The organism is Streptomyces sp. I05A-00742 (genome assembly GCF_013055795.1).
Classification (GTDB): domain Bacteria; phylum Actinomycetota; class Actinomycetes; order Streptomycetales; family Streptomycetaceae; genus Streptomyces.
This window is the reverse complement of record NZ_JABETO010000005.1, coordinates 248,461-267,409: the sequence shown is the minus strand read 5'-3', so window position 1 is coordinate 267,409 and position 18,949 is coordinate 248,461. Positions and strand designations below refer to the sequence as shown.

The 18,949-nt window shown below is 71.9% G+C and carries 17 protein-coding genes; 11 read left to right on the top strand and 6 right to left on the bottom strand.

The features are described 5' to 3' along the window. Positions 1–83: 83 nt before the first annotated feature. Positions 84–1,355, top strand: a complete 1,272-nt coding sequence (locus HN013_RS07435) for a sensor histidine kinase (RefSeq protein ID WP_171164404.1) — start codon at positions 84–86, stop codon at positions 1,353–1,355. Beyond that, positions 1,355–1,987 (top strand): response regulator transcription factor, encoded by a 633-nt coding sequence (locus HN013_RS07430; RefSeq protein ID WP_171164265.1) that lies wholly within the window; start codon positions 1,355–1,357, stop codon positions 1,985–1,987. Before HN013_RS07435 ends, HN013_RS07430 begins: the two co-directional genes overlap by 1 nt. 28 nt (positions 1,988–2,015) lie before the next feature. Here the strand turns inward: HN013_RS07430 and HN013_RS07425 are convergent, their stop codons facing one another. From HN013_RS07425 to HN013_RS33875, 3 genes are all read right to left on the bottom strand, one after another. Next, positions 2,016–2,882 carry a DUF6461 domain-containing protein gene (locus tag HN013_RS07425; protein ID WP_249374800.1) on the bottom strand — a complete coding sequence of 289 codons (867 nt, stop codon included), beginning with the start codon at positions 2,880–2,882 and terminating at the stop codon, positions 2,016–2,018. A 149-nt stretch (positions 2,883–3,031) separates the two neighbouring features. Next, complete coding sequence (locus HN013_RS07420; protein ID WP_171164263.1) at positions 3,032–3,949, bottom strand: alpha/beta hydrolase fold domain-containing protein; 918 nt, start codon at positions 3,947–3,949, stop codon at positions 3,032–3,034. Positions 3,950–3,983: 34 nt separating this feature from the next. Then, positions 3,984–5,504 carry a methyltransferase domain-containing protein gene (locus HN013_RS33875; protein ID WP_171164261.1) on the bottom strand — a complete coding sequence of 507 codons (1,521 nt, stop codon included), beginning with the start codon at positions 5,502–5,504 and terminating at the stop codon, positions 3,984–3,986. A gap of 129 nt (positions 5,505–5,633) precedes the next feature. Between HN013_RS33875 and HN013_RS07410 the strand changes: the two genes are divergently transcribed. The 3 genes from HN013_RS07410 (at position 5,634) to HN013_RS07400 (ending at position 8,089) form a co-directional block, all read left to right on the top strand. Beyond that, a complete protein-coding gene (locus tag HN013_RS07410; RefSeq protein ID WP_171164259.1) occupies positions 5,634–6,410 on the top strand; it encodes a hypothetical protein in 777 nt (258 codons plus the stop codon). Positions 6,411–6,611: 201 nt separating this feature from the next. Next, positions 6,612–7,442: an ammonia-dependent NAD(+) synthetase gene (gene nadE, locus HN013_RS07405; RefSeq protein ID WP_312018530.1), complete on the top strand. Its 831-nt coding sequence runs from the start codon at positions 6,612–6,614 to the stop codon at positions 7,440–7,442. A gap of 50 nt (positions 7,443–7,492) precedes the next feature. Next, positions 7,493–8,089: a hypothetical protein gene (locus HN013_RS07400; protein WP_171164258.1), complete on the top strand. Its 597-nt coding sequence runs from the start codon at positions 7,493–7,495 to the stop codon at positions 8,087–8,089. 97 nt (positions 8,090–8,186) lie between these two features. Here HN013_RS07400 and HN013_RS07395 read toward each other — a convergent pair whose 3' ends face one another. Next, a complete protein-coding gene (locus tag HN013_RS07395; RefSeq protein ID WP_171164255.1) occupies positions 8,187–9,008 on the bottom strand; it encodes an NAD(P)H-binding protein in 822 nt (273 codons plus the stop codon). 132 nt (positions 9,009–9,140) lie between these two features. Between HN013_RS07395 and HN013_RS07390 the strand changes: the two genes are divergently transcribed. Then, the gene (locus tag HN013_RS07390) at positions 9,141–9,926 is read left to right on the top strand and encodes a hypothetical protein (RefSeq protein ID WP_171164253.1); all 786 of its coding nucleotides are present in this window, start codon (positions 9,141–9,143) and stop codon (positions 9,924–9,926) included. Positions 9,927–9,976: 50 nt separating this feature from the next. Here HN013_RS07390 and HN013_RS07385 read toward each other — a convergent pair whose 3' ends face one another. Beyond that, positions 9,977–10,459 (bottom strand): N-acetyltransferase, encoded by a 483-nt coding sequence (locus tag HN013_RS07385; protein WP_171164251.1) that lies wholly within the window; start codon positions 10,457–10,459, stop codon positions 9,977–9,979. Between the two features lie 175 nt (positions 10,460–10,634). Between HN013_RS07385 and HN013_RS07380 the strand changes: the two genes are divergently transcribed. The 5 genes from HN013_RS07380 (at position 10,635) to HN013_RS07360 (ending at position 17,874) form a co-directional block, all read left to right on the top strand. Further along, positions 10,635–12,137 carry an aldehyde dehydrogenase family protein gene (locus tag HN013_RS07380; protein ID WP_171164249.1) on the top strand — a complete coding sequence of 501 codons (1,503 nt, stop codon included), beginning with the start codon at positions 10,635–10,637 and terminating at the stop codon, positions 12,135–12,137. Between the two features lie 95 nt (positions 12,138–12,232). After that, the gene (locus tag HN013_RS07375; RefSeq protein ID WP_171164247.1) at positions 12,233–13,795 is read left to right on the top strand and encodes a GMC family oxidoreductase; all 1,563 of its coding nucleotides are present in this window, start codon (positions 12,233–12,235) and stop codon (positions 13,793–13,795) included. Further along, positions 13,792–14,961, top strand: a complete 1,170-nt coding sequence (locus HN013_RS07370) for a glycine betaine/L-proline ABC transporter ATP-binding protein (RefSeq protein WP_171164244.1) — start codon at positions 13,792–13,794, stop codon at positions 14,959–14,961. Before HN013_RS07375 ends, HN013_RS07370 begins: the two co-directional genes overlap by 4 nt. Then, on the top strand, positions 14,958–16,913 hold the full coding sequence (locus HN013_RS07365; protein WP_171164242.1) for a proline/glycine betaine ABC transporter permease: 1,956 nt from the start codon (positions 14,958–14,960) through the stop codon (positions 16,911–16,913). The genes HN013_RS07370 and HN013_RS07365 overlap by 4 nt, the downstream gene beginning before the upstream one ends. Then, positions 16,903–17,874 (top strand): ABC transporter substrate-binding protein, encoded by a 972-nt coding sequence (locus HN013_RS07360; RefSeq protein ID WP_171164240.1) that lies wholly within the window; start codon positions 16,903–16,905, stop codon positions 17,872–17,874. Before HN013_RS07365 ends, HN013_RS07360 begins: the two co-directional genes overlap by 11 nt. 3 nt (positions 17,875–17,877) lie before the next feature. On the opposite strand, the gene HN013_RS07355 is transcribed toward HN013_RS07360, so the two are convergent. Continuing rightward, a complete protein-coding gene (locus HN013_RS07355; protein WP_171164238.1) occupies positions 17,878–18,780 on the bottom strand; it encodes an aminoglycoside phosphotransferase family protein in 903 nt (300 codons plus the stop codon). Positions 18,781–18,949: the final 169 nt, after the last annotated feature.

Sequence of the window (18,949 nt, the reverse complement as noted above, 5' to 3'; positions counted from 1 at the left end):
GATCCGCACCCTGGACCGATGGCACCGGCACGGTGGGGCCACTTACGGTCATGCACATGCACCCTCGAAATGTGTGGCAGGCCATGTCCCGGCCGGGCTTCCTGCTGTCGGCCTGGCCCTGGCGCTCCGCCGCGTATCTGCTCACCGGTGCGGTGACCGGCGCAGCCACCTTGGTGGGGGTCGTGACGGTGGCAGTGGTCTGCGGTGCGCTCGCCATCGTCCTGGTGGGGCTGCCCCTGCTCGTCGTGGTCGCCCTCGGCGGGATCCCGGTGGCCTGGGTGGAGCGGCGCAGGATGCGCCTGATCGACCGCGACCCGGTGTCCGGCCGGCACCAGGTGCCGGCCGCGCCGGGACTGGGGGCCTGGCTGACCACCCGGCTGCGCGAACAGACGACCTGGCGGGAGCTCGGGTACGCGCTGCTGTTCGCCGGACTGCTGTGGCCGGTCGACGCCCTGGTCATCACGGTCGCCCTGCTCTTCCCCCTGTCCGTGGTCGCCACCCCGCTGCTGATGGCCACGGTCGGCGACGGCCAGGAGGTGAAGGTGCTCAAACAGTGGACGGTCACCACATGGCCGACCGCTTTCGGCGTCGCCGTACTGGGCCTGTTCCTGATGGGCCTGTGCGCCTACGTGCTCGGTGTCACGGCGGGCGCTCGTGCCGAGCTGGCCCGGCTGCTGATCGCCTCCCGTGAGGGCGAGCTCGGCGCCAAGGTGGTCGAACTGGCCCGCTCCCGCGTCCGGCTGGTCGATGCCTTCGAGGCCGAGCGGCGCCGTATCGAGCGCGATCTGCACGACGGCGCCCAACAGCGCCTCGTGGCCATGACGATGGCCCTCGGGCTGGCCCGCCTCGACGCCCCGCCCGGCCCGCTCGCCGACCAGCTCACCAAGGCCCACGAGGAGGCGGGCAAGGCGCTCGCGGAGCTGCGCGAGCTCATCTACGGCATCCACCCCAAGGTCCTCACGGACTACGGCCTTCAAGCCGCGGTCAGCGACGCCGCCGACCGCTGCGTGGTCCCCGTCGACGTCGAGCTCGAACTGCCTGGCCGGCCGGCCCAGGCGGTCGAGGCCGCGGCGTACTTCGTGGTCTGCGAGGCACTGGCCAACGTCGCCAGGCACAGCGGGGCCGACAGCGCGCAGGTGAGCGGTGGTCATCGCGGCGGACGTCTCTTCCTCGAGGTGCGCGACGACGGCTGCGGCGGCGCGGACCCCTCGGTGGGCAGCGGCCTCACCGGTCTCGCGGACCGGGTATCGGTCCTGGATGGCAGACTTGCCCTGACCAGTCCGCCGGGTGGACCGACTCTGTTGCGTGTGGAGATTCCTTGCGAGTTGACCAAGGGGGCCGATCGCTTCGCGTAGTGCTGGCCGAAGACAGCGTGCTGCTGCGGGAAGGGCTCATCGGCCTGCTCAGTCGCTGCGGCCACAAGGTGGTGTCGGCCGTCGGGGACGCGCGGGCACTGGTCGCCGCAGTCGAGGAGCATGCCCCCGACATCGTGGTGACGGACGTGCGCATGCCGCCTGCCTTCCAGGACGAGGGCCTGCACGCGGCAGTGCGGCTGCGCGAGAAGCGCCCCACACTCCCGGTCCTGGTCCTCAGCCAGTACGTGCAACGGATGTACGCCGCCGAACTCCTGGACTCCGGCGACGGAACAGGCGTCGGCTATCTGCTCAAGGACCGGGTCGGCCAAGTCGAGGAGTTCGTGGAAGCGCTGCACAAGGTGGCGGACGGCGGGACGGTGGTCGATCCCGAGGTGGTGCGGCAGTTGCTGCGCCGCCGCCGCGATCCGCTGGAACAGCTCACCCCGCGCGAACGCGAGGTGCTGGCACTGATCGCCGAAGGCAAGTCCAACTCCGCCATCGCCAAGGAGCTGGTGGTTTCCGAAGCGGCGATCGGAAAGCACATCGGCAACATCCTCACCAAGCTGGACCTGCCTCCGACGGACAGGACCCACCGCAGGGTCCTGGCCGTCCTCACCTACCTGCGGGCCTGACCCACGAACCGTCGGATGAATTGCTCCTTCAGTGCTCCCAGTAGTCGCGCCTGGGGAGTTCCACCCAGACCTCGGGGGGACCGTCGACGGCGCGTGCGTCGGTCGGGCGCAGCCCTGCCCAGGCGCAGGCGTGGGCCACGGCGTTGCCCCGGTGGAGGTAGGCGAGCAGGACGTCGTCGGGTGTCCGTGTGTCGTGGGGGGTGGGGCCGCCGCCGGGGTAGAGGCCCCATGCCACGAGGTCACCGTCACGGGTGATGGTTCCCTGCTCACCGCTCTTCGGGTTGACGAACAGGCCGTAGCAGACGGTGCCTGCGGACAGCCGCTCTTGCACCCCGGGTGCTTGCGGTGCGACGCCCCACGGCTGGGTGACGATGCAACCGCCGGGCACGGTGGTCACGCCGACCATCCACGCCTGGTCCTCGGTGCTGTGTCCGGCCCAGAGATCCTCCGGCAGGGCTTGCAGTCTGCTGCCGTGCATGGGAGTGGCCTCCAGGCGGCGTATCGCCTCCGCGGCGTCGATGCCGCGCACGCATGCCAGGCCCAGGCAAGTGCGGTCGGGGTCGCCCAGGACGGCGCGGAGGCGTTTGGCCTCGAGTACTGCCGCATGCTCTGCGGCGTTCAGTCCTCGTTCGCCCTCCGGGACCGCGAACAGTCCCGGTGTGGGCCCGGCGAGGCTGAGCCGTCCCGGCGACCATCCGCAGAGCACGGGGAGCCAGGGGTCTGCTCCGGCGGCGACGAGACTTTTGACGAGCTCGGGCCGGTTGTCCATCAGTGCTTCCCACAGGGGGGTCGTGTCGTCGTCCGGAATATCCTCGTACGTGAGGTGGGCGACCGGTTCCGCGTCGTCGGGTTCATCGTGGTTCCGCCTGCCCGCGCTGCCCACTTGCTCTGCCATGCTGCCCCTCCACGTCGGCCGAGCGGCGCATGCCGCCCTGCGAGGCAGCCTCCCAGACGCCACTGACATTGCGGCGGGGCGCTCATCCGCACAACATGCTGTGCTTGACGCGGCGTTCGGGCTCCAGGGTCAAGTTCGCGACAGACCTCCTACGGCTGCGCAATCCGCTCCCGCAGCCAGGAGTTGATGTCGCCGAGCGCTGTCCGGGCCATTGCCGTGGGGTGGCCCGTGAAGCCGTGGGGTGATTCGGGGTAGACGCGGATGTCGACGTCGTTGCCGGCTGCTGACAGGCGGCCTGCCAGTGCCAGGCTGTCCTCCAGCACCACGTCTTCACTTCCGACGATCAGCAGCGTGGGGGGAAGCCCGCCGAGGGCGCCGTAGAGGGGGGAGATGTCGGGAACGGTGCGGTCTTCCACATGGCCAGCGTACGCCTGGAGGAAGTATTCGTCGGCGATGCGGCGGCCGGCCGGGGTCTGGGCGCTCAGGTCGTAGGTGCCGAATTGGAGGGCAGCGCCGGTGAATTGGCCGACGGTGCCTCGGTCTCTCAGGCGGAGCAGGGTCGCCAGGGCGAGGGTGGCTCCGGCGGAGCTTCCGCCGATCGCGAGGCGGGACGTACCGAAGCGGGCAGCGGATTCCTCGACGAGCCAGAGTGCCGCTGCTTCGCAGTCGTCGGGTGCTGCGGGCCAGGGGTGTTCGGGTGCCAGGCGGTAGTCGACGCTGACGACGGCGAGGTGCAGGGCGTCCGCGAGCTCGCGGTTGCGTATGTCGCCTCGGGCCGCGGAGTCCATGTAGAAGCCGCCGCCGTGGATGTCCAGGTAGACGCCCCGCGGCGGACCGTCGGCAGGGGTGAAGATCCGTACGGGGACAGGCGCTTCCGGGGCTTCGATCGTCTCTTCGATGGCAGGCGGATCGGCGGCGGGAGGAGTGGGCCTCTTCGCTCGTGCCTCCTTGAGCTCCTCCAGGGTGCCGGGTCCACGGCCCGGCATCCTCGACCTGTAGAAGTCGCGGGCTTCATCGACCTGCTCCGCGGGCACATCGGCGAACAGGGCGTCCAGCGCGAATCGCACGCGGCCTCCTCGTCACTCGGGTTTCGGATCCACGCTATCGGCGACCTGCGGTGGCGGATGCTGAAGGGCGGGCGACGAGCATGACGGCGTCGTCGTTGAAGCGGTCGGTGCCGGTGGCGAAGTGGTCGCGCAGGGTGGGCAGCAGGGCCTCGTGGAGCCGGTCGAGCCGGGGGTGACCGGTGTTCCAGAAGCCTGCCAGGACTTCGGCCGCCGCCTGGGCCTTGGCTTCGGCGCCGACCTCGGGGAAGACCACGTCGACGCGGGCGCGGGTGAAGGAGATGTCGTCGAAGCCGTGCCCGGCGAGGGTTCGGGCGGCGAGGGTGAGCAGGTGGCCCTGGTGATCGCGGGGTTCGCCGACGAGCGGGGCGCAGGTGCGGTTCCACAGGTCGACGAGTTCGTTGTCGGGGGCGCCCTGGACGAGAACGATCCTCGCTTCGGGGTGGGCGCGGTCGACGGTGCGGGCCATCTCGGCGACGGCGGCCTCGGGGTCGTCGGTGTAGTGCAGCACCCAGGTGGCCACGGCGGCGTCGAACCGCGCGTCCCGCAGCGGAAGCCGCTCGGCGCGTCCGGGCAGCACGGTCACGCCGTCCACGGCCAGGTGCCGCATGCTTTCCTCGCGTGCCGCGTGCGGCTCGACGGTGGTCACGGACCCGAGGCGGGCGGCGATCTCGCGGACGACCGCGCCGGTGCCGCCGCCGACGTCCAGGACACGGGTGTTGCGGGCGAGCGCGTCCACGACGAGGGCGATGTCGTGGCGCTCGAAGCGGGCCTCCATGTTCAGCCAGCCCTGCTCGCTGAGCTCGTGCGGCCCCCGGTAGACGGCGGGCAGCGGGTACGGACCGGCCAGGGCGTGCGGGGTGACGGCCGGGCCGCCGGGCTTGCGCGCGTGGATGAAGAGGTGCTCCTCGGGGGGCGCGCCGGGGAAGTCGGGGTGGAAGGTGTCGAGGTGTTCGTGGACGACGTCCAGGCCGGCCTCGCGCAGGAGCCGCCCGTAGGTCTCGGCCGGGTAGCTGGTGCAGCGGAGGGTCCGGCCCATCCACCGGATCTCCTGGTCCTCGATGTCGGAGGGCACGGTGGCGAAGGCGAGGAGTCCGCCCGGGGCCAGCCAGCGGGCGATCCTGGCGAGGGTGGCGTCCAGGTCGGCGCGGGGCATCTGGAGGAGGGGGAAGAACGCGGTGATGGCGTCCCACTGCCCGGGGGTCTCCGGCAGGGTCCGCACGTCGGCCTGCTCGAACCGGGCGCGCGGGACCTGTGCGCGGGCCAGCTCGGTCATCGTCTTCGACACGTCGTAGCCGGTCACGTCGTGCCCGGCCGCCGTGATCAGGGCGGCGGTCGGTCTGCCGGTGCCGGACCCGATGTCCATCACCCGTGCCCGTTCCGGCAGACGGGCCAGCAGCCAGTCGATCGCCGCCAGCTGCGCGGGATTTCCGGAGTAGGTGTCCTCGTACGTCTTGCCGAGTGCGTCGAAGAGGCGAGCGGCCTCCGCCGTGCCGGGAGGCCGGGCGGGGAAGGCGGGCTGCGGGGCGGGCTGCGGGGCAGGCTGGTCCATGGTCATCGTGCGGCTCCTCTTCCGGGCAAGGCGGGCACCCACACCGAGGCGCCGTCACTACACTGAGGGTCAGATCCACCACACACAGTTGTCAATCCGTGGTGATCCCCTTCTCTTCCCGGGAGCGAGCCCCGCATGACCAGTTCTGTCTCCAACGGCCATGCCCCCTACTTCGCACTCCGCGACCGGCTCCTGGGCGATCTGCGCACCACCGTCCTGACCGGCGAGCAACTGTGCGAGGCCGGACGGCTCGTCCACGGCCGCCCCGAAGGGCTCTCCCTGTACGGGATTCCCGCGACGGAGATGCAGTCGGAGGGCATCCGGCTGCTGGGACGTACAGCGGTCGAATGCTGTGCCGACGCCCACGCCGCCGAAGTCGCCGACGTCCTCGCCGCATTGCATGCCTTCTCCCCGCCCGGAGGCGAAGATCCGCTGCTTGTGGACCTGTTCTGCGGTTCGGGGAACTTCAGCCATCACCTCGGCGTCCGCCTCGGCATCACCGTGGACGCGGCCGAACTCGACCCCGCCGTCCACGCCGCCACGTCCCACAACCTCGGCCGCGTCGGCGCCGACGTCCGTCTGCACCTCGGCGACTACCGGGACCTGCTCGGCAGGCTCCCCGCCCGCAGCATGCGCGACACCTACTTCATCGACCCTCCCTGGCCCGCCTCCACCCCCGCCGGACTGGACCTGACCCGCACCTCACCGCCGGTCCCGGACATCCTCGACGACATCCGCCGCTCCCGCGACGGCCTGCCCTGCCTGATCGCCATCAAGGCGAGCGACCGGATCGCCCACGACTCCCTCCGCCTGGCCTTCGCGAAGAGCCATCGCCTCCGGAGCATCACTCCGCCGCCGACCCTGCCCCACGGCGCCAACTTGGCCTTCCACCTCTACGAACTCCACGGCTGATCCCAGCGGCCCGCCCCCGCCGGACCATGGACGAGTCGGCTCAGGGAGACGCATGTACGACCGTAGCGAGGGGGTACGACAACCGGTGGGCCGTGCCGCCCGCGCCGGGGGCCGGAGGCCGCTCACTGCGGCGAAAGTCGCGAGAGAGCGGCAGGTAGGCTGAGCGCGATAGCACACGGTGAACGGGAACGAGGAACAGACGTGAGCGAGCCGGCGTCCATGGCCCTGCAGCAGGAGATCGCGCGGGAACTTGAGGTCGCCGAGATCTTCGAGGCGGAGCGGGAGATCGAGCGCCGGGTGGCGTTCCTCGCCGAGCGGCTGGTCTCGACCGGTCTGCGGTCCCTCGTGCTCGGCATCAGCGGTGGCGTCGACTCCACGACCGCCGGCCGGCTGTGCCAGCTCGCGGTCGAGCGGGCCCGGGCCGCGGGGCACGAGGCGCGGTTCTACGCGATGAGGCTGCCCTACGGGGTCCAGGCCGACGAGCGCGACGCGCAGCTCGCACTGTCCTTCATCCGGGCCGATCACGTGCTGACCGTGGACATCAAGCCGGCGAGCGACGCCGCGCTCGACGCGGCGCTGGCCGCCGGTGTGGACTTCCGTGACGCCCACCACCAGGACTTCGTGCACGGCAACATCAAAGCCCGGCAGCGCATGATCGCCCAGTACGCGGTGGCCGGTGCGCACGGTGGCCTGGTCGTCGGCACGGACCACGCGGCCGAGGCCGTCTCCGGCTTCTTCACCAAGTTCGGTGACGGCGCCGCCGACCTGGTGCCGCTGACCGGACTGACCAAGCGCCGGGTGCGCGCCGTCGCGGACGCGCTGGGCGCGCCCGCCGAGCTGGTGTGGAAGACGCCGACGGCCGACCTGGAGACCCTGGACCCGGGCAAGGCCGACGAGGACGCCCTCGGGGTCACCTACGACGACATCGATGACTTCCTGGAAGGCAAGCCGGTGGACGAGCGGGTCTTCGAGACGATCGTCAACCGCTACCGCCTCACCGACCACAAGCGTCAGCTGCCGCTGGCACCCTGAAGCCTGTCCGGCGTTTGCCGCCAGGGTGCGGCTCCCGGCCGGGGGCAGAGATGGGCGGCGGGACGGTGAGCGGCGGGAACGACGTCCATGAGGCATTGGTCGCGGCCGCCAGGGAGCGGCTGCGGGCGGGGGCGGCGCCGGCCGGGGTATGCGGCGAGCTCGCCGCGCGGACGCCGCGGTGGGGGGACGCCGCGCTGGCCGTCGGCCTGGCGCTGGGGATAGCGGAGCCGGAGATGTCGCGGCGGCTCCGCGATGAGCGGGAGCGGGTGCACGGGGGGTTCCGCCCGGGCGAGGAGGAGCTGTACGGCGAACTCCTGGAGACGACCGGCGTGTTCGACGTCCCGAAGCGGCTCGATGGGCGGGAGACGGCGATCGTGGAACACCTGTGGGCCGCTACGCGCGCCATGGGTGGTGTGGCGAGCAGGGTTGGCCTCGGCCTCTCGCGCAGCTTCGCCACGGGCGAGGTGGCGAGTGCGTTCCGCTTGCTCACGCGTGTCGGGCCCCGTGCCGCTCACAGCCGGCCGGCGGATTTCTGGGCGGCCCTGGTGGCCGCCGGCGAACTCCTCGGCCCTGCGGACGGCGATGAGCACGGGGCCGTGACGCAGGCGCTCGACGAGTGCCGACGGCGTCTGGCCGACTGCACCTGATGGACCGCGTCAGGTAAATGATCGCCTGATGGCTTGCGGAGCGCCGGGTACGTGGCCGGCTCCCAGGCGCCCCCGGCGCCTCAGGCCGCCCGTCCCGTCAGGCGGTCGCCCAGACCCCCGACGCCGCCGTCTCCCGGGCGTAGTCCGCGAAGTCGCGGGGAGCGCGCCCCAGTACCCGCCGCACGTCGTCCGAGAGGTGGGCGTTGCGTCCGTCGGTGATGAGGCCGAAGAGGTCGGCGAACTCGTCGGGGAGGCCGTTCCCGGCAAGGGAGGCGCGGAACCGGTCCATGGATACGGGGACGTAGCCGATGTCGCGGCCGGTGGCGCGGGAGAGTTCGGTGGCCACGTCGTGGAAGGTGAGCAGGCGGGGGCCGGTGAGTTCGTAGGTGTGCCCGGTGTGCCCGTCGTCCGTGAGGGTGGTGACGACGACGTCGGCGATGTCGTCGGCGTCGACGAAGGGCTCGGCGGAGTCGCCGGTGGGCAGGAGGAGTTGGCCGGACAGGACGGGTTCGAGGAAGAAGTCCTCGCTGAAGTTCTGGTCGAACCAGGCGGCCCGGACGACCGTCCAGTCGGCTCCCGACTCCTGGAGGGCGCGCTCGGTGACCCGCGCGCCCTCGTCGCCGCGCGCGGAGAGCAGGACCAGGCGCCGGGCGCCCTGTTCCACGGCCGTGCGGGCGAAGGCGCCGATGGTCCCGGCGGCGCCGGGGAAGCCGAGGTCGGGGTAGTACGTGACGTAGACGGCGCGCACGCCGGCGAGCGCGGGGACCCAGGTCTCCGGGTTCTCCCAGTCGAAGGCGGGGGTGGCGGAGCGCGATCCGATCCGGACCGGAAGGCCGCGCGAGCGCAGCCGTTCGGCGACCCGGCGCCCGGTTTTGCCGGTGCCACCGGTGACGAGTGTGGTTCTTGCGTCGAGAGTCATGATTTGTTCAATCGCTGAACGGGTGGTCTGATTCCCGTTCAACTTCCCCTCGGCGCACGGTCACCGGACAGGTGACCTGCTGTTTTTCCTGGCGGACCGGGCGATGTCAGTGGGTGACCGTAACCTGCGTTTATGACGTCCTACTTCCGGCGGTACACGCAGGGTGAGCACGAGCAGGTCTGGAACGAGGTACGGGGGTTGGGTCCGGTGCCGGGCGGCCTCCGCGAGGATGTCGAAGCCGTGGCCACGGCCACCATGGAGCGGGTGGCCCGGCATGTGACGCGGCTCGCCGAGGCGCTTCCCGAGCTGGGGTTCGTCCGGGCGGCGGACGGCCTTCCGCCGCACCAGCCGCCCACCGCGGGCACGGCGGCCGTCGTGCGCGAGACGGAGGCGGCGATCGGCGTCCTGCCCGCCGCGCTCAAGGCGAGCTTCCTGACCGTGGGGGACGTCTCGTTCCTCGGTGACTGCGCGGCGATCGGCCTGTACTACCACCAGGGTCCCCTGCCCGAGTCCGGTCCGCCCGGCGCCGCGTACCCCGACCCGCTGGACGTCGCGGGCGCCGAGCACCTGCGGTACGAGTGGGAGGCCTACCTGGACGACCCGGACGACCCGGATGACCCGGATGACCCGGACGATCCTGATGGCCCGGACGATCTGGACGACCCGGACGGCGAATTCCTCTTCTCCCTCGCGCCCGACGAGTACCACAAGGCGAACATCAGCGGCGGCACCCACGACGTCGTCCTCCCCGACGCGTCCGCCGACCCGGAGATCCACGGCGTCATCGGCCGCAAAGGCATCACGCTCGTCGAGTACTTGAGGACGTCCATATCCTGGGGCGGCTTCCCCGGCTGGGAGTTCGCCCCGGGCCCGGCACCCGAGGCGCTGGCCCGGCTGGTGGTCCGCCCGGACTTCTGACTTCTGAGGACTTCTGAGGACGGTTCGCCGAACCGTTGGCCCGTCGGCCCTCAGCGTGCTTCGTACCGGAGCTCGCCCAGCAGCGGCCACTCCGTCGTCAGCCAGGCCGACACCGCCTCGTACAGCGGCCTGTCCAGCGCGGCCCGGTCGGCCCGTACCCAGGAGGTGGCCTGGACGGTGCCGTCGCCCGAGCGGGAGGCGTGGATGTAGAGGCAGCCGATCACCTCGGCGTGCCCCGCGTCCTCGCCGCGTCCCGCGTCCTCGAGGACCGTGTACGTGAAGACCTCCCGCGCCCGGAACTGGTCCGCGTGCCGGACCAGGTCCTTCAGGTTCTCGTCGAGGGACATCCCGGCGGCCGGGGGCCAGGCGCCGTCACGGAAGCCCGGGGTGTTCCGGATGTGATCGATGCTGGATGTCCAGGCGGCGTGGTCGGACGCATTGTGCTCGGGACCGAGAGGTATCAGGCGGAACCCCGGGCCGGAGAAGGTCAGCGGAACGTCGAAATCTTCCGGGACCAGCGGGAACTGCGGCATGGGCCGAGGCTAGCGGCGACACGGACACGACAGTGGTTCTAGTGATTTAGATCACTCAATGCGTAAAAGCGGGCATGGATCGCGCGCTTTCGGTTAGGCGCGCTCCGTTGGCGGCCGGGTCCTGTGCTCAGGCCGCCCACATGAAGACCATGGACACCGGAAGCAGAGGAAGAACATGTCGTCAGTCGAGACCATCCACGTGAACGGCAGGTGGCGCGCCGCCGCCTCCGGCGCTCAGCGGGAGGTGCTCGACCCTGCCGACGCCAAGGTCCTCGCCGTGGTCTCCGAAGGGGGTACGGAGGACACGGACGCCGCCGTCGCGGCGGCCCGCGCCGCGTTCGACGACGGCCCCTGGCCGCGTACGCCCGTCGCCGAGCGCGCCGCGCTGCTGCGCCGCGTGGCGGACCTGCTCCAGCGGGACCGCGAGGAGATCGCGCTCGTCGAGAGCCGCGACACCGGGAAGACCCTGGAGGAGGGCCGCGTCGACGTCGACGACGTCACCAGCGCCTTCCGTTACTTCGCCGACCTGGTGGTCAACGAGAGCGGCGGCCGCGTCGTGGACGCCGGCAGCCCGGACGTGCACAGCGTGGTCGTGCACGAGCCGGTCGGCGTCTGTGCGCTGATCACCCCGTGGAACTACCCGCTGCTCCAGGCCAGTTGGAAGATCGCTCCGGCGCTCGCCGCGGGCAACACCTTCGTGATCAAGCCCAGCGAGGTCACCCCGCTGTCGACCGTGCACCTGATACGCCTCCTGGTGGAGGCCGGGCTGCCCGTCGGGGCGGCCAACATCGTCACCGGCGCGGGCGACCCGGTCGGCGCCCGGCTGTCCGAGCACCCCGACGTGGACCTGGTCTCCTTCACCGGCGGCCTGGCCAGCGGCACCCGCGTGATGCGCGCCGCCGCCCCCACCGTGAAGAAGGTCGCGCTCGAACTCGGCGGCAAGAACCCCAATGTGGTCTTCGCCGACGCCTGCGCCACCGACGAGGGCTTCGACACGGCCGTCGACCAGGCGCTCAACGCGGCGTTCATCCACAGCGGCCAGGTCTGCTCGGCCGGTTCCCGGCTGATCGTCGAGGCGTCGGTGCGCGAGCGCTTCGTCGCCGAACTCGCCCGCCGCGCCGAGCGGATCCGGCTGGGCCGGGGCACCGAGCCGGGCGTCGAGTGCGGACCGCTGGTGTCGGCCGCGCAGTTGGAGAAGACCGAGGCGTACGTGGCGTCGGCGCTCGCCGAGGGGGCGGTGCTGCGCTGCGGCGGCGCCCGCCCGGAGCCGAGCGAGGTCCGGCCCGCCACCGGGTACTTCTACGAGCCGACCGTGCTCGACCGCTGCACCCGCGGGATGAAGGTCGTCCGTGAGGAGACCTTCGGCCCCATCCTCACCGTCGAGACCTTCCGCACCGAGGACGAGGCCGTCGCGCTCGCCAACGACACGGAGTACGGGCTCGCCGGCGCCGTCTGGACCCGGGACGCGGGCCGCGCTCGCCGGGTGGCCGGGCGGCTGCGGCACGGCACGGTCTGGATCAACGACTACCACCCCTACCTGCCGCAGGCGGAGTGGGGCGGTTTCGGCAAGTCCGGCACCGGCCGGGAGCTGGGCCCCTCGGGGCTCGCCGAGTACCGCGAGGCCAAGCACATCTACCAGAACCTCGCGCCCGCGCCCGTGCGCTGGTTCGCCGGCTGAGCGCGGTCATCCACGGACAAGCGCACGGTCACCCACGGACAAGCGACAGCGAAGCACCTTCCGCGAAACCCTCAGGGAAAGAGGAGCACCCCCGAATGCCCCCCGCAGTTGAGAAGATCACGGCTGACTACGTCGTCGTCGGCGGTGGAACCGCCGGTTCGGTCATCGCCTCCCGCCTCGTCGAGGACCCGGGCACCAGCGTCGTCGTCATCGAGGGCGGCCCCACCGACATGGACCGCCCCGACGTGCTCACCCTGCGCCGCTGGCTCGGCCTGCTCGGCGGCGACCTCGACTACGACTACCCGACGACCGAGCAGCCGCGCGGCAACTCGCACATCCGGCACAGCCGGGCGCGGGTCCTCGGCGGGTGCTCCTCGCACAACACCCTGATCTCCTTCAAGCCGCTGCCCGGCGACTGGGACGAGTGGGCCGCCGCCGGTGCTGAGGGCTGGGACGCGGCGTCCATGGACCCGTACTTCGGCAAGCTGCGGAACAACATCGTCCCGGTGGACGAGAAGGACCGGAACTCCATCGCCCGGGACTTCGTGGAGGCCGCGACCGAGGCCGCCGGCGTGCCGCGCGTCGGGAGCTTCAACGCACAGCCGTTCCACGAGGGCGCCGGCTTCTTCGACCTCGCGTACCACCCGGAGAACAACAAGCGCTCCTCGGCGTCGGTCGCCTACCTGCACCCGCACATCGAGGCCGGTGACCGCCCCAACCTCCGCATCCTGCTGGAGACCTGGGTGCACCGGCTGGAGCTGGACGGCACCCGGGCGACCGGCGTCCGCGCCCGCACCAAGGACGGGCAGGAGCTGCTGGTCGAGGCCGGCCGCGAGGTGATCCTCTGCGCGGGTGCCGTCGACACCCCGCGGCTGCTGCTGCACTCCGGCATCGGCCCCAAGGCCGACCTGGACGCACTGGGCATCCCCGCCGTCCACGACCTGCCGGGCGTCGGCGAGAACCTGCTCGACCACCCCGAGTCGGTGATCGTCTGGGAGACGCACGGGCCGATCCCCGAGAACTCGGCGATGGACTCCGACGCGGGTCTGTTCGTCCGCCGGGACCAGGACGCCGACGGGCCCGACCTGATGTTCCACTTCTACCAGATCCCCTTCACCGACAACCCCGAGCGCCTGGGCTACGAAAAGCCCGCGCACGGCGTGTCGATGACCCCCAACATCCCCAAGCCCCGCAGCCGCGGCCGGCTCTACCTCACCAGCGCGGACCCCGAGGTCAAGCCCGCCCTGGACTTCCGGTACTTCACCGACGAGGAGGACTACGACGCGCGGACGCTCGTCGACGGCATCCGCCTCGCCCGGGAGATAGCCAAGACCGAGCCGCTGGCCGGCTGGCTGAAGCGCGAGGTCTGCCCCGGCCCGGAGGTCACCTCCGACGAGGAGATCAGCGAGTACGCCCGCAAGGTCGCCCACACCGTCTACCACCCGGCCGGCACCTGCCGTATGGGCGCCGCGACCGACGACCTCGCCGTCGTCGACCCCGAGCTGCGCGTCCGCGGTCTGGAGCGGGTGCGGATCGCCGACGCCTCGGTCTTCCCGACGATGACGGCCGTCAACCCGATGATCGGAGTGCTGATGGTGGGGGAGAAGTGCGCGGAACTGCTTGTGTCCGAACCGACCGAGAGGGGTGACGGCCAGTGACCGGAACCGACACCGTCAGCCGGACGCCCGACACCGAGCCCACCCGGCCTCCCGGGAGCGCCGCCCAGGCGCCCGACTCCGGCCAGTCCACCGGGAGCGCCGCCCAGGCGCCCGATCCCGTCTTCTCCGTCCGCAACCTGTGGAAGGTCTTCGGCAACCGCCCCGAGCGGGTGCCGGGCAGCGAACTCGCCGACCTCGCCCCCGACGAACTGCGGGAGAGAACCGGCTGCACGGTCGCCGTCCGGGACGTGTCCTTCGACGTCCGGCCGGGTGAGGTCTTCGTCGTCATGGGTCTCTCCGGCTCGGGCAAGTCCACCCTCGTCCGGTGTCTCACCCGCCTCATCGAGCCCACCAGCGGCACCATCGCCATTGACGGCGAGGACGTCTGCGCGATGGACAAGAACGCGCTGCGCGAGCTGCGCCGGCACCGCGCGGCCATGGTCTTCCAGCACTTCGGCCTGCTGCCGCACCGCACGGTGCTCGACAACGTCGCCTACGGCCTGGAGATCCAGGGCGTCGCCAAGGCCCAACGCCGGGCCCGCGCGGCCGAGATGGTCGACAAGGTCGGCCTGGCGGGCATGGAGGGACGCCGTCCCGGCCAGCTCTCCGGCGGCCAGCAGCAGCGCGTCGGCCTGGCCCGCGCCCTCGCCGCCGACCCCGAAGTCCTCCTGTTCGACGAGCCGTTCAGCGCCCTCGACCCGCTGATCCGCCGCGATATGCAGGAAGAGGTCGTCCGGCTGCACCGGGACGAGGGCCGCACCATGGTCTTCATCACCCACGACCTCACCGAGGCGCTGCGCATCGGCGACCGCATCGCGCTGATGCGCGACGGCCGGGTCGTCCAGTGCGGCACCCCCGAGGAGATCGTCGGCTCCCCGGCCGACGACTACGTCCGCGACTTCGTCCGGGACGTCCCCCGCGAACAGGTCCTCACCGTCCGGCGCGCCATGCGCCCCGCCACGCTCGGCGAGGCCCGGGGCGGCTCCGGACCCACCGTGACCGCCGGGACAACCGTCGCGGACGCCATCGACGTCGTCGCCCGCGGCGGCAGCCCCGCCCGCGTCCTCGACAAGGGCCGCTGCGTGGGGATCGTCGACTTCAAGTGCCTCCTGCGCGTCGTGGCCGGGCTGGACGGCGCCGGACGCCTGGAGAAAGCGGCGGCATGAGCACCACCAGCACCACCACCCCCGCCACCCTCACCGGGGCCCCGGACACCGCACGGCTCCGGGCGCTCCTGCGGCGCCCGGCCGCCCGCAAGGTCCTGGCCCTGGCCGTGGCCGGGCTGGTCCTCGCCCCGTTCGCGCACGCCGTGTGGGGGAGCGGCGGCTGGCCCGACGCGCTGACGGTCTCGGTCGACGAGCCGCTGCGCTCGGCCGGCGACTGGATCGTGGACAACCGCGACAGCCACTGGCTGTTCCTGTACTTCTTCGGCCACATCAGCAACGCCATCATCGGCGCCGTGCACGCCGTGTACGTCGTCCTGCTGGCCCTCGGCTGGGCCGGAGTGACGGCCGGCGCGGCCCTGGTGGCCTGGCGCGCCGCGGGTGTGCGGGCCGCCGTCACCGCCGTGGCCTCGTTCGCCGTCTGCGGGCTGCTCGACATGTGGGTGCCGACGATGCGCACGCTCGCGCTGATGGCCGTCGCCGTCGCCGCGTCCGTCCTCGTCGGCGCGCTCCTCGGCCTCGCGGCCGGGCTGTCGGACCGGACGTTCCGCGCCCTGCGGCCCGTCCTGGACACGATGCAGTCCCTGCCCGCCTTCGCCTACCTGCTGCCGATCGCCCTCGTCTTCGGCATCGGCGTGGCCCCCGCGGTGCTCGCCACCGTCATCTACGCGGCCCCGCCGATGGCCCGGCTCACCGCGCTCGGACTGCGGTCCACCGACCCGGGCGTGCTGGAGGCCGTGGAATCCCTCGGCGCCACCGGGCGGCAGCGGCTGCTGACCGCGCGGCTGCCGATGGCCCGCAAGCAGCTCCTCCTGGGCCTCAACCAGACGATCATGATGGCGCTCTCCATGGCCGTCATCGCCTCCGTGATCGGCGCGGACGGCCTCGGCGACCGGGTCTACCAGGCGCTCTCCACCGTCGACGTCGGTGCCGCGCTGGCGGCCGGCGTGCCGATCGTGCTGCTGGCGATCGTCCTGGACCGCACCACCTCCGGCGGCGCCGACGGCACGCCCGTCCGCCGCGGCCACCCGGCCGTCGGCTGGGCGCTCGCCGCGGCGACCGTCGCCGGGTTCGTCCTGGCCCGCTCGCACGCCTGGCCGGACGGCTGGACCGTCGCGATCGCGGAGCCCGTCAACCGGGCCAAGGACTGGATGGTCGACCACCTCTACTCCGGCATCCCCGGCATCGGCGGCACCGCCGACTGGGCGGCCCACTACACGGGCTGGGTGATCGACCCGCTGCGCGACGGCCTCCAGGGGCTGCCCTGGTGGGGCGCCGTCCTGCTGGTCTCCGCCCTCGCCTGGGCCATCGGCACCTGGCGCACCGCCCTGACCGCCGTCCTGTCGCTCTCCGCGATCGGTGTGCTGGGCCGCTGGGACAGCGCCATGGACACCCTCTCGCAGGTGATCGCCGCCGTCGCCGTGACGCTCGTCATCGGCTTCGCCGTCGCCGTCGCGGTGGCCCGCAGCCGCCGCACCGAGCGGCTGCTCCGGCCGGTGCTGGACGTGTGCCAGACCATGCCGCAGTTCGTCTACCTCATTCCGGTCGTCGCCCTGTTCGGCGTGGGCCGGGCACCCGCCGCCGCGGCGGCCGTCGTCTACGCGCTGCCGGCCGTCATCCGCATCGCGGGCGAGGGGCTGCGGCAGGCCGACCCGGGCGCCATGGAGTCCTCGACGTCCATGGGCGCGACCGGCCGCCAGCAGCTGCTCCAGGTCCAGTTCCCGCTGGCCCGCGCCGAGTTGCTGCTCGCCGTCAACCAGGCCGTGGTGCTCGTCCTCTCCGTCGTCATCATCGGCGCCCTGGTCGGCGGGGGCGGCCTCGGCTACGAGGTGGTCTTCGGCCTCGCCCGCGGCGACCTCGCCACCGGCCTCGTCGCCGGCGCCTCGATCGCCTGCCTGGGACTGATGCTCGACCGGGTCACCCAGCCGACGAAGGGAGCGCGTGATGCGCGGTAAATGGCTCGCCGGCGCGGCGGCCCTCGGCTCCGTGGGCCTGCTCGCCCTCACCGGCTGCGGCGCGGCCGACATGACCAAGCAGGGGTCCCCGTACGCCAACGCGGCAGGCGCGAAGACCGTGACGCTCTCCGTCCAGTCCTGGGTCGGCGCCCGCGCCAACGCGGCCGTCGCCCAGTACCTGCTGGAGCACGAACTCGGCTACCGCGTCGACACCGTCCAGGTCGACGAGGTCCCCGCCTGGGACGCGCTCAGCCAGGGCCGCGTGGACGCCATCATGGAGGACTGGGGCCACCCCGAGCAGGAACAGCGCTACGTCCGTGACAAGAAGACCGTCACCGACGGCGGCGACCTCGGGGTCACCGGACACATCGGCTGGTGGGTGCCGAAGTACTTCGCCGACGCCCACCCCGACGTGACCGACTGGCGCAACCTCAACAAGTACGCCGCACAGCTCCGGACCCCGGAGAGCCGAGGCAAGGGCCAGCTCCTCGACGGCTCGCCGTCGTACGTCACGCACGACAAGGCGCTGGTGAACAACCTGAAGCTGGACTACCAGGTCGTCTTCGCCGGTTCCGAGGCCGCTCAGATCACCCAGATCAAGCAGTTCGCCAAGGACCGGAAGCCCTTCCTGACGTACTGGTACGAGCCGCAGTGGCTGTTCAACGAGGTGCCGATGGTGGAGGTGAAGCTCCCGCCGTACTCGGACGCCTGCGGGACGAAGGGCGAGGAGGACCCGGAGTCCGTCAACTGCGCCTATCCCACGTCCGGGCTGAAGAAGTTCCTCAACGCCGACTTCGCCCGCAAGGGCGGGGACGCGGCGGCCTTCCTGAAGAAGTTCCGCTGGAGCAAGCAGGACCAGAACGAGGTCGCGCAGCTGATGGCCGAGGACAAGCTGCCGGCCGACAAGGCCGCCGCGAAGTGGGTGAAGGCCCACCCGGACGTGTGGAAGAAGTGGCTGTAACCGTCAACGGGTGAGTAGCCCTGAGACGTGGTCGTACATCCCCACCAGCCACTCCGGGTCACCGTTGTCGCGCCCCCAGTACGCGGCCCGGACACACCGCAACTGCGCCCACCGGACCGTCCGTTCGCGGTCCAGCTCCGCCGCCCCGGCGAACACGTCGAGGCGGCGGAGCAGCGCCGCGCCCAGGTCGGGCGCGGTGAGCAGGTCCGCCGCCCGGCTCCGCAGGATCGTGAACGCGTCGTAGGCGGGGTCGCCGACGAACCCCTTGGGGTCGATCGCCAGCCACGGCTCCCGCTCGGCGCGCAGCACATTGGCGGCGTGCAGATCGCCGTGGACGAGCGTGTCCGGCTGGTCGGGGGCCAGCTCGCGCACGGTGGCGAGCGCCGCGTCGAGCACCCTTCCAGGCAGCGGGTGCCCCAGCCGCACGTCGTCCTTGCGCAGTTCCTCCTCCCACTCCCCGGCCCGCTCGCGCAGCCGTGGCAGGCCGGCCGGCGCGGGCACGGCGAGCCGCCGCGCGAGCCGCCCGGCGACGGCCATGGCCTCGTCACCGTCCTCGGTATCCGCGAGCGAACCGTCCCCGGCGCGCTCCAGCAGCAGGGCGAACCGCTCGTCGTCACGCTCGTACAGGCGGACGGCGCCCCGGCCCTCCCAGACGGCGAAGGCGTCCGGCTCATGGACGTTGCCCGGGTGCGGGAACGAGACCTTCAGCACGGCGGGAGTGCCATCACCCCGGCGGACGGGGACGACGAGGCCGACCTGGCCGTGGGTCGCGGGCCCATCCTGGACACAGCGCCACCTCCCGAGCAACTCCTCGACCATACCGGGCAGTTGTGTGATCCAGGCACGGCCGGCGTCGCCCTCGCGGGCGGCGGTGAGATCGGCAAACCCCTCTGGTATCAGGCTCATTCGGTAACAGTAGCCCGGATCCTGTAGGGGTGGTTTCCGGCCATGATCGGTTGGAGGAGACCCTTCGGTACGGGGATGCGTCCAATCCCGGGCAGAAATCCGGGACGCAAGGGGAATACGCGCTGTTTCCGCAAGGGGCCCCGGCGGGGGCGGGCGTCCGTTCCAGGCG

Excerpts from the sequence above, each read along its gene's own strand:
- HN013_RS07435 (WP_171164404.1), top strand. The coding sequence starts at position 84 with ATGTCCCGGCCGGGCTTCCTGCTGTCGGCCTGGCCCTGGCGCTCCGCC.
- HN013_RS07425 (WP_249374800.1), bottom strand. The coding sequence starts at position 2,882 with ATGGCAGAGCAAGTGGGCAGCGCGGGCAGGCGGAACCACGATGAACCC.
- HN013_RS33875 (WP_171164261.1), bottom strand. The coding sequence starts at position 5,504 with ATGACCATGGACCAGCCTGCCCCGCAGCCCGCCCCGCAGCCCGCCTTC.
- HN013_RS07410 (WP_171164259.1), top strand. The coding sequence starts at position 5,634 with ATGACCAGTTCTGTCTCCAACGGCCATGCCCCCTACTTCGCACTCCGC.
- HN013_RS07400 (WP_171164258.1), top strand. The coding sequence starts at position 7,493 with ATGGGCGGCGGGACGGTGAGCGGCGGGAACGACGTCCATGAGGCATTG.
- HN013_RS07395 (WP_171164255.1), bottom strand. The coding sequence starts at position 9,008 with ATGACTCTCGACGCAAGAACCACACTCGTCACCGGTGGCACCGGCAAA.
- HN013_RS07390 (WP_171164253.1), top strand. The coding sequence starts at position 9,141 with ATGACGTCCTACTTCCGGCGGTACACGCAGGGTGAGCACGAGCAGGTC.
- HN013_RS07385 (WP_171164251.1), bottom strand. The coding sequence starts at position 10,459 with ATGCCGCAGTTCCCGCTGGTCCCGGAAGATTTCGACGTTCCGCTGACC.
- HN013_RS07380 (WP_171164249.1), top strand. The coding sequence starts at position 10,635 with ATGTCGTCAGTCGAGACCATCCACGTGAACGGCAGGTGGCGCGCCGCC.
- HN013_RS07375 (WP_171164247.1), top strand. The coding sequence starts at position 12,233 with ATGCCCCCCGCAGTTGAGAAGATCACGGCTGACTACGTCGTCGTCGGC.
- HN013_RS07365 (WP_171164242.1), top strand. The coding sequence starts at position 14,958 with ATGAGCACCACCAGCACCACCACCCCCGCCACCCTCACCGGGGCCCCG.
- HN013_RS07360 (WP_171164240.1), top strand. The coding sequence starts at position 16,903 with ATGCGCGGTAAATGGCTCGCCGGCGCGGCGGCCCTCGGCTCCGTGGGC.
- HN013_RS07355 (WP_171164238.1), bottom strand. The coding sequence starts at position 18,780 with ATGAGCCTGATACCAGAGGGGTTTGCCGATCTCACCGCCGCCCGCGAG.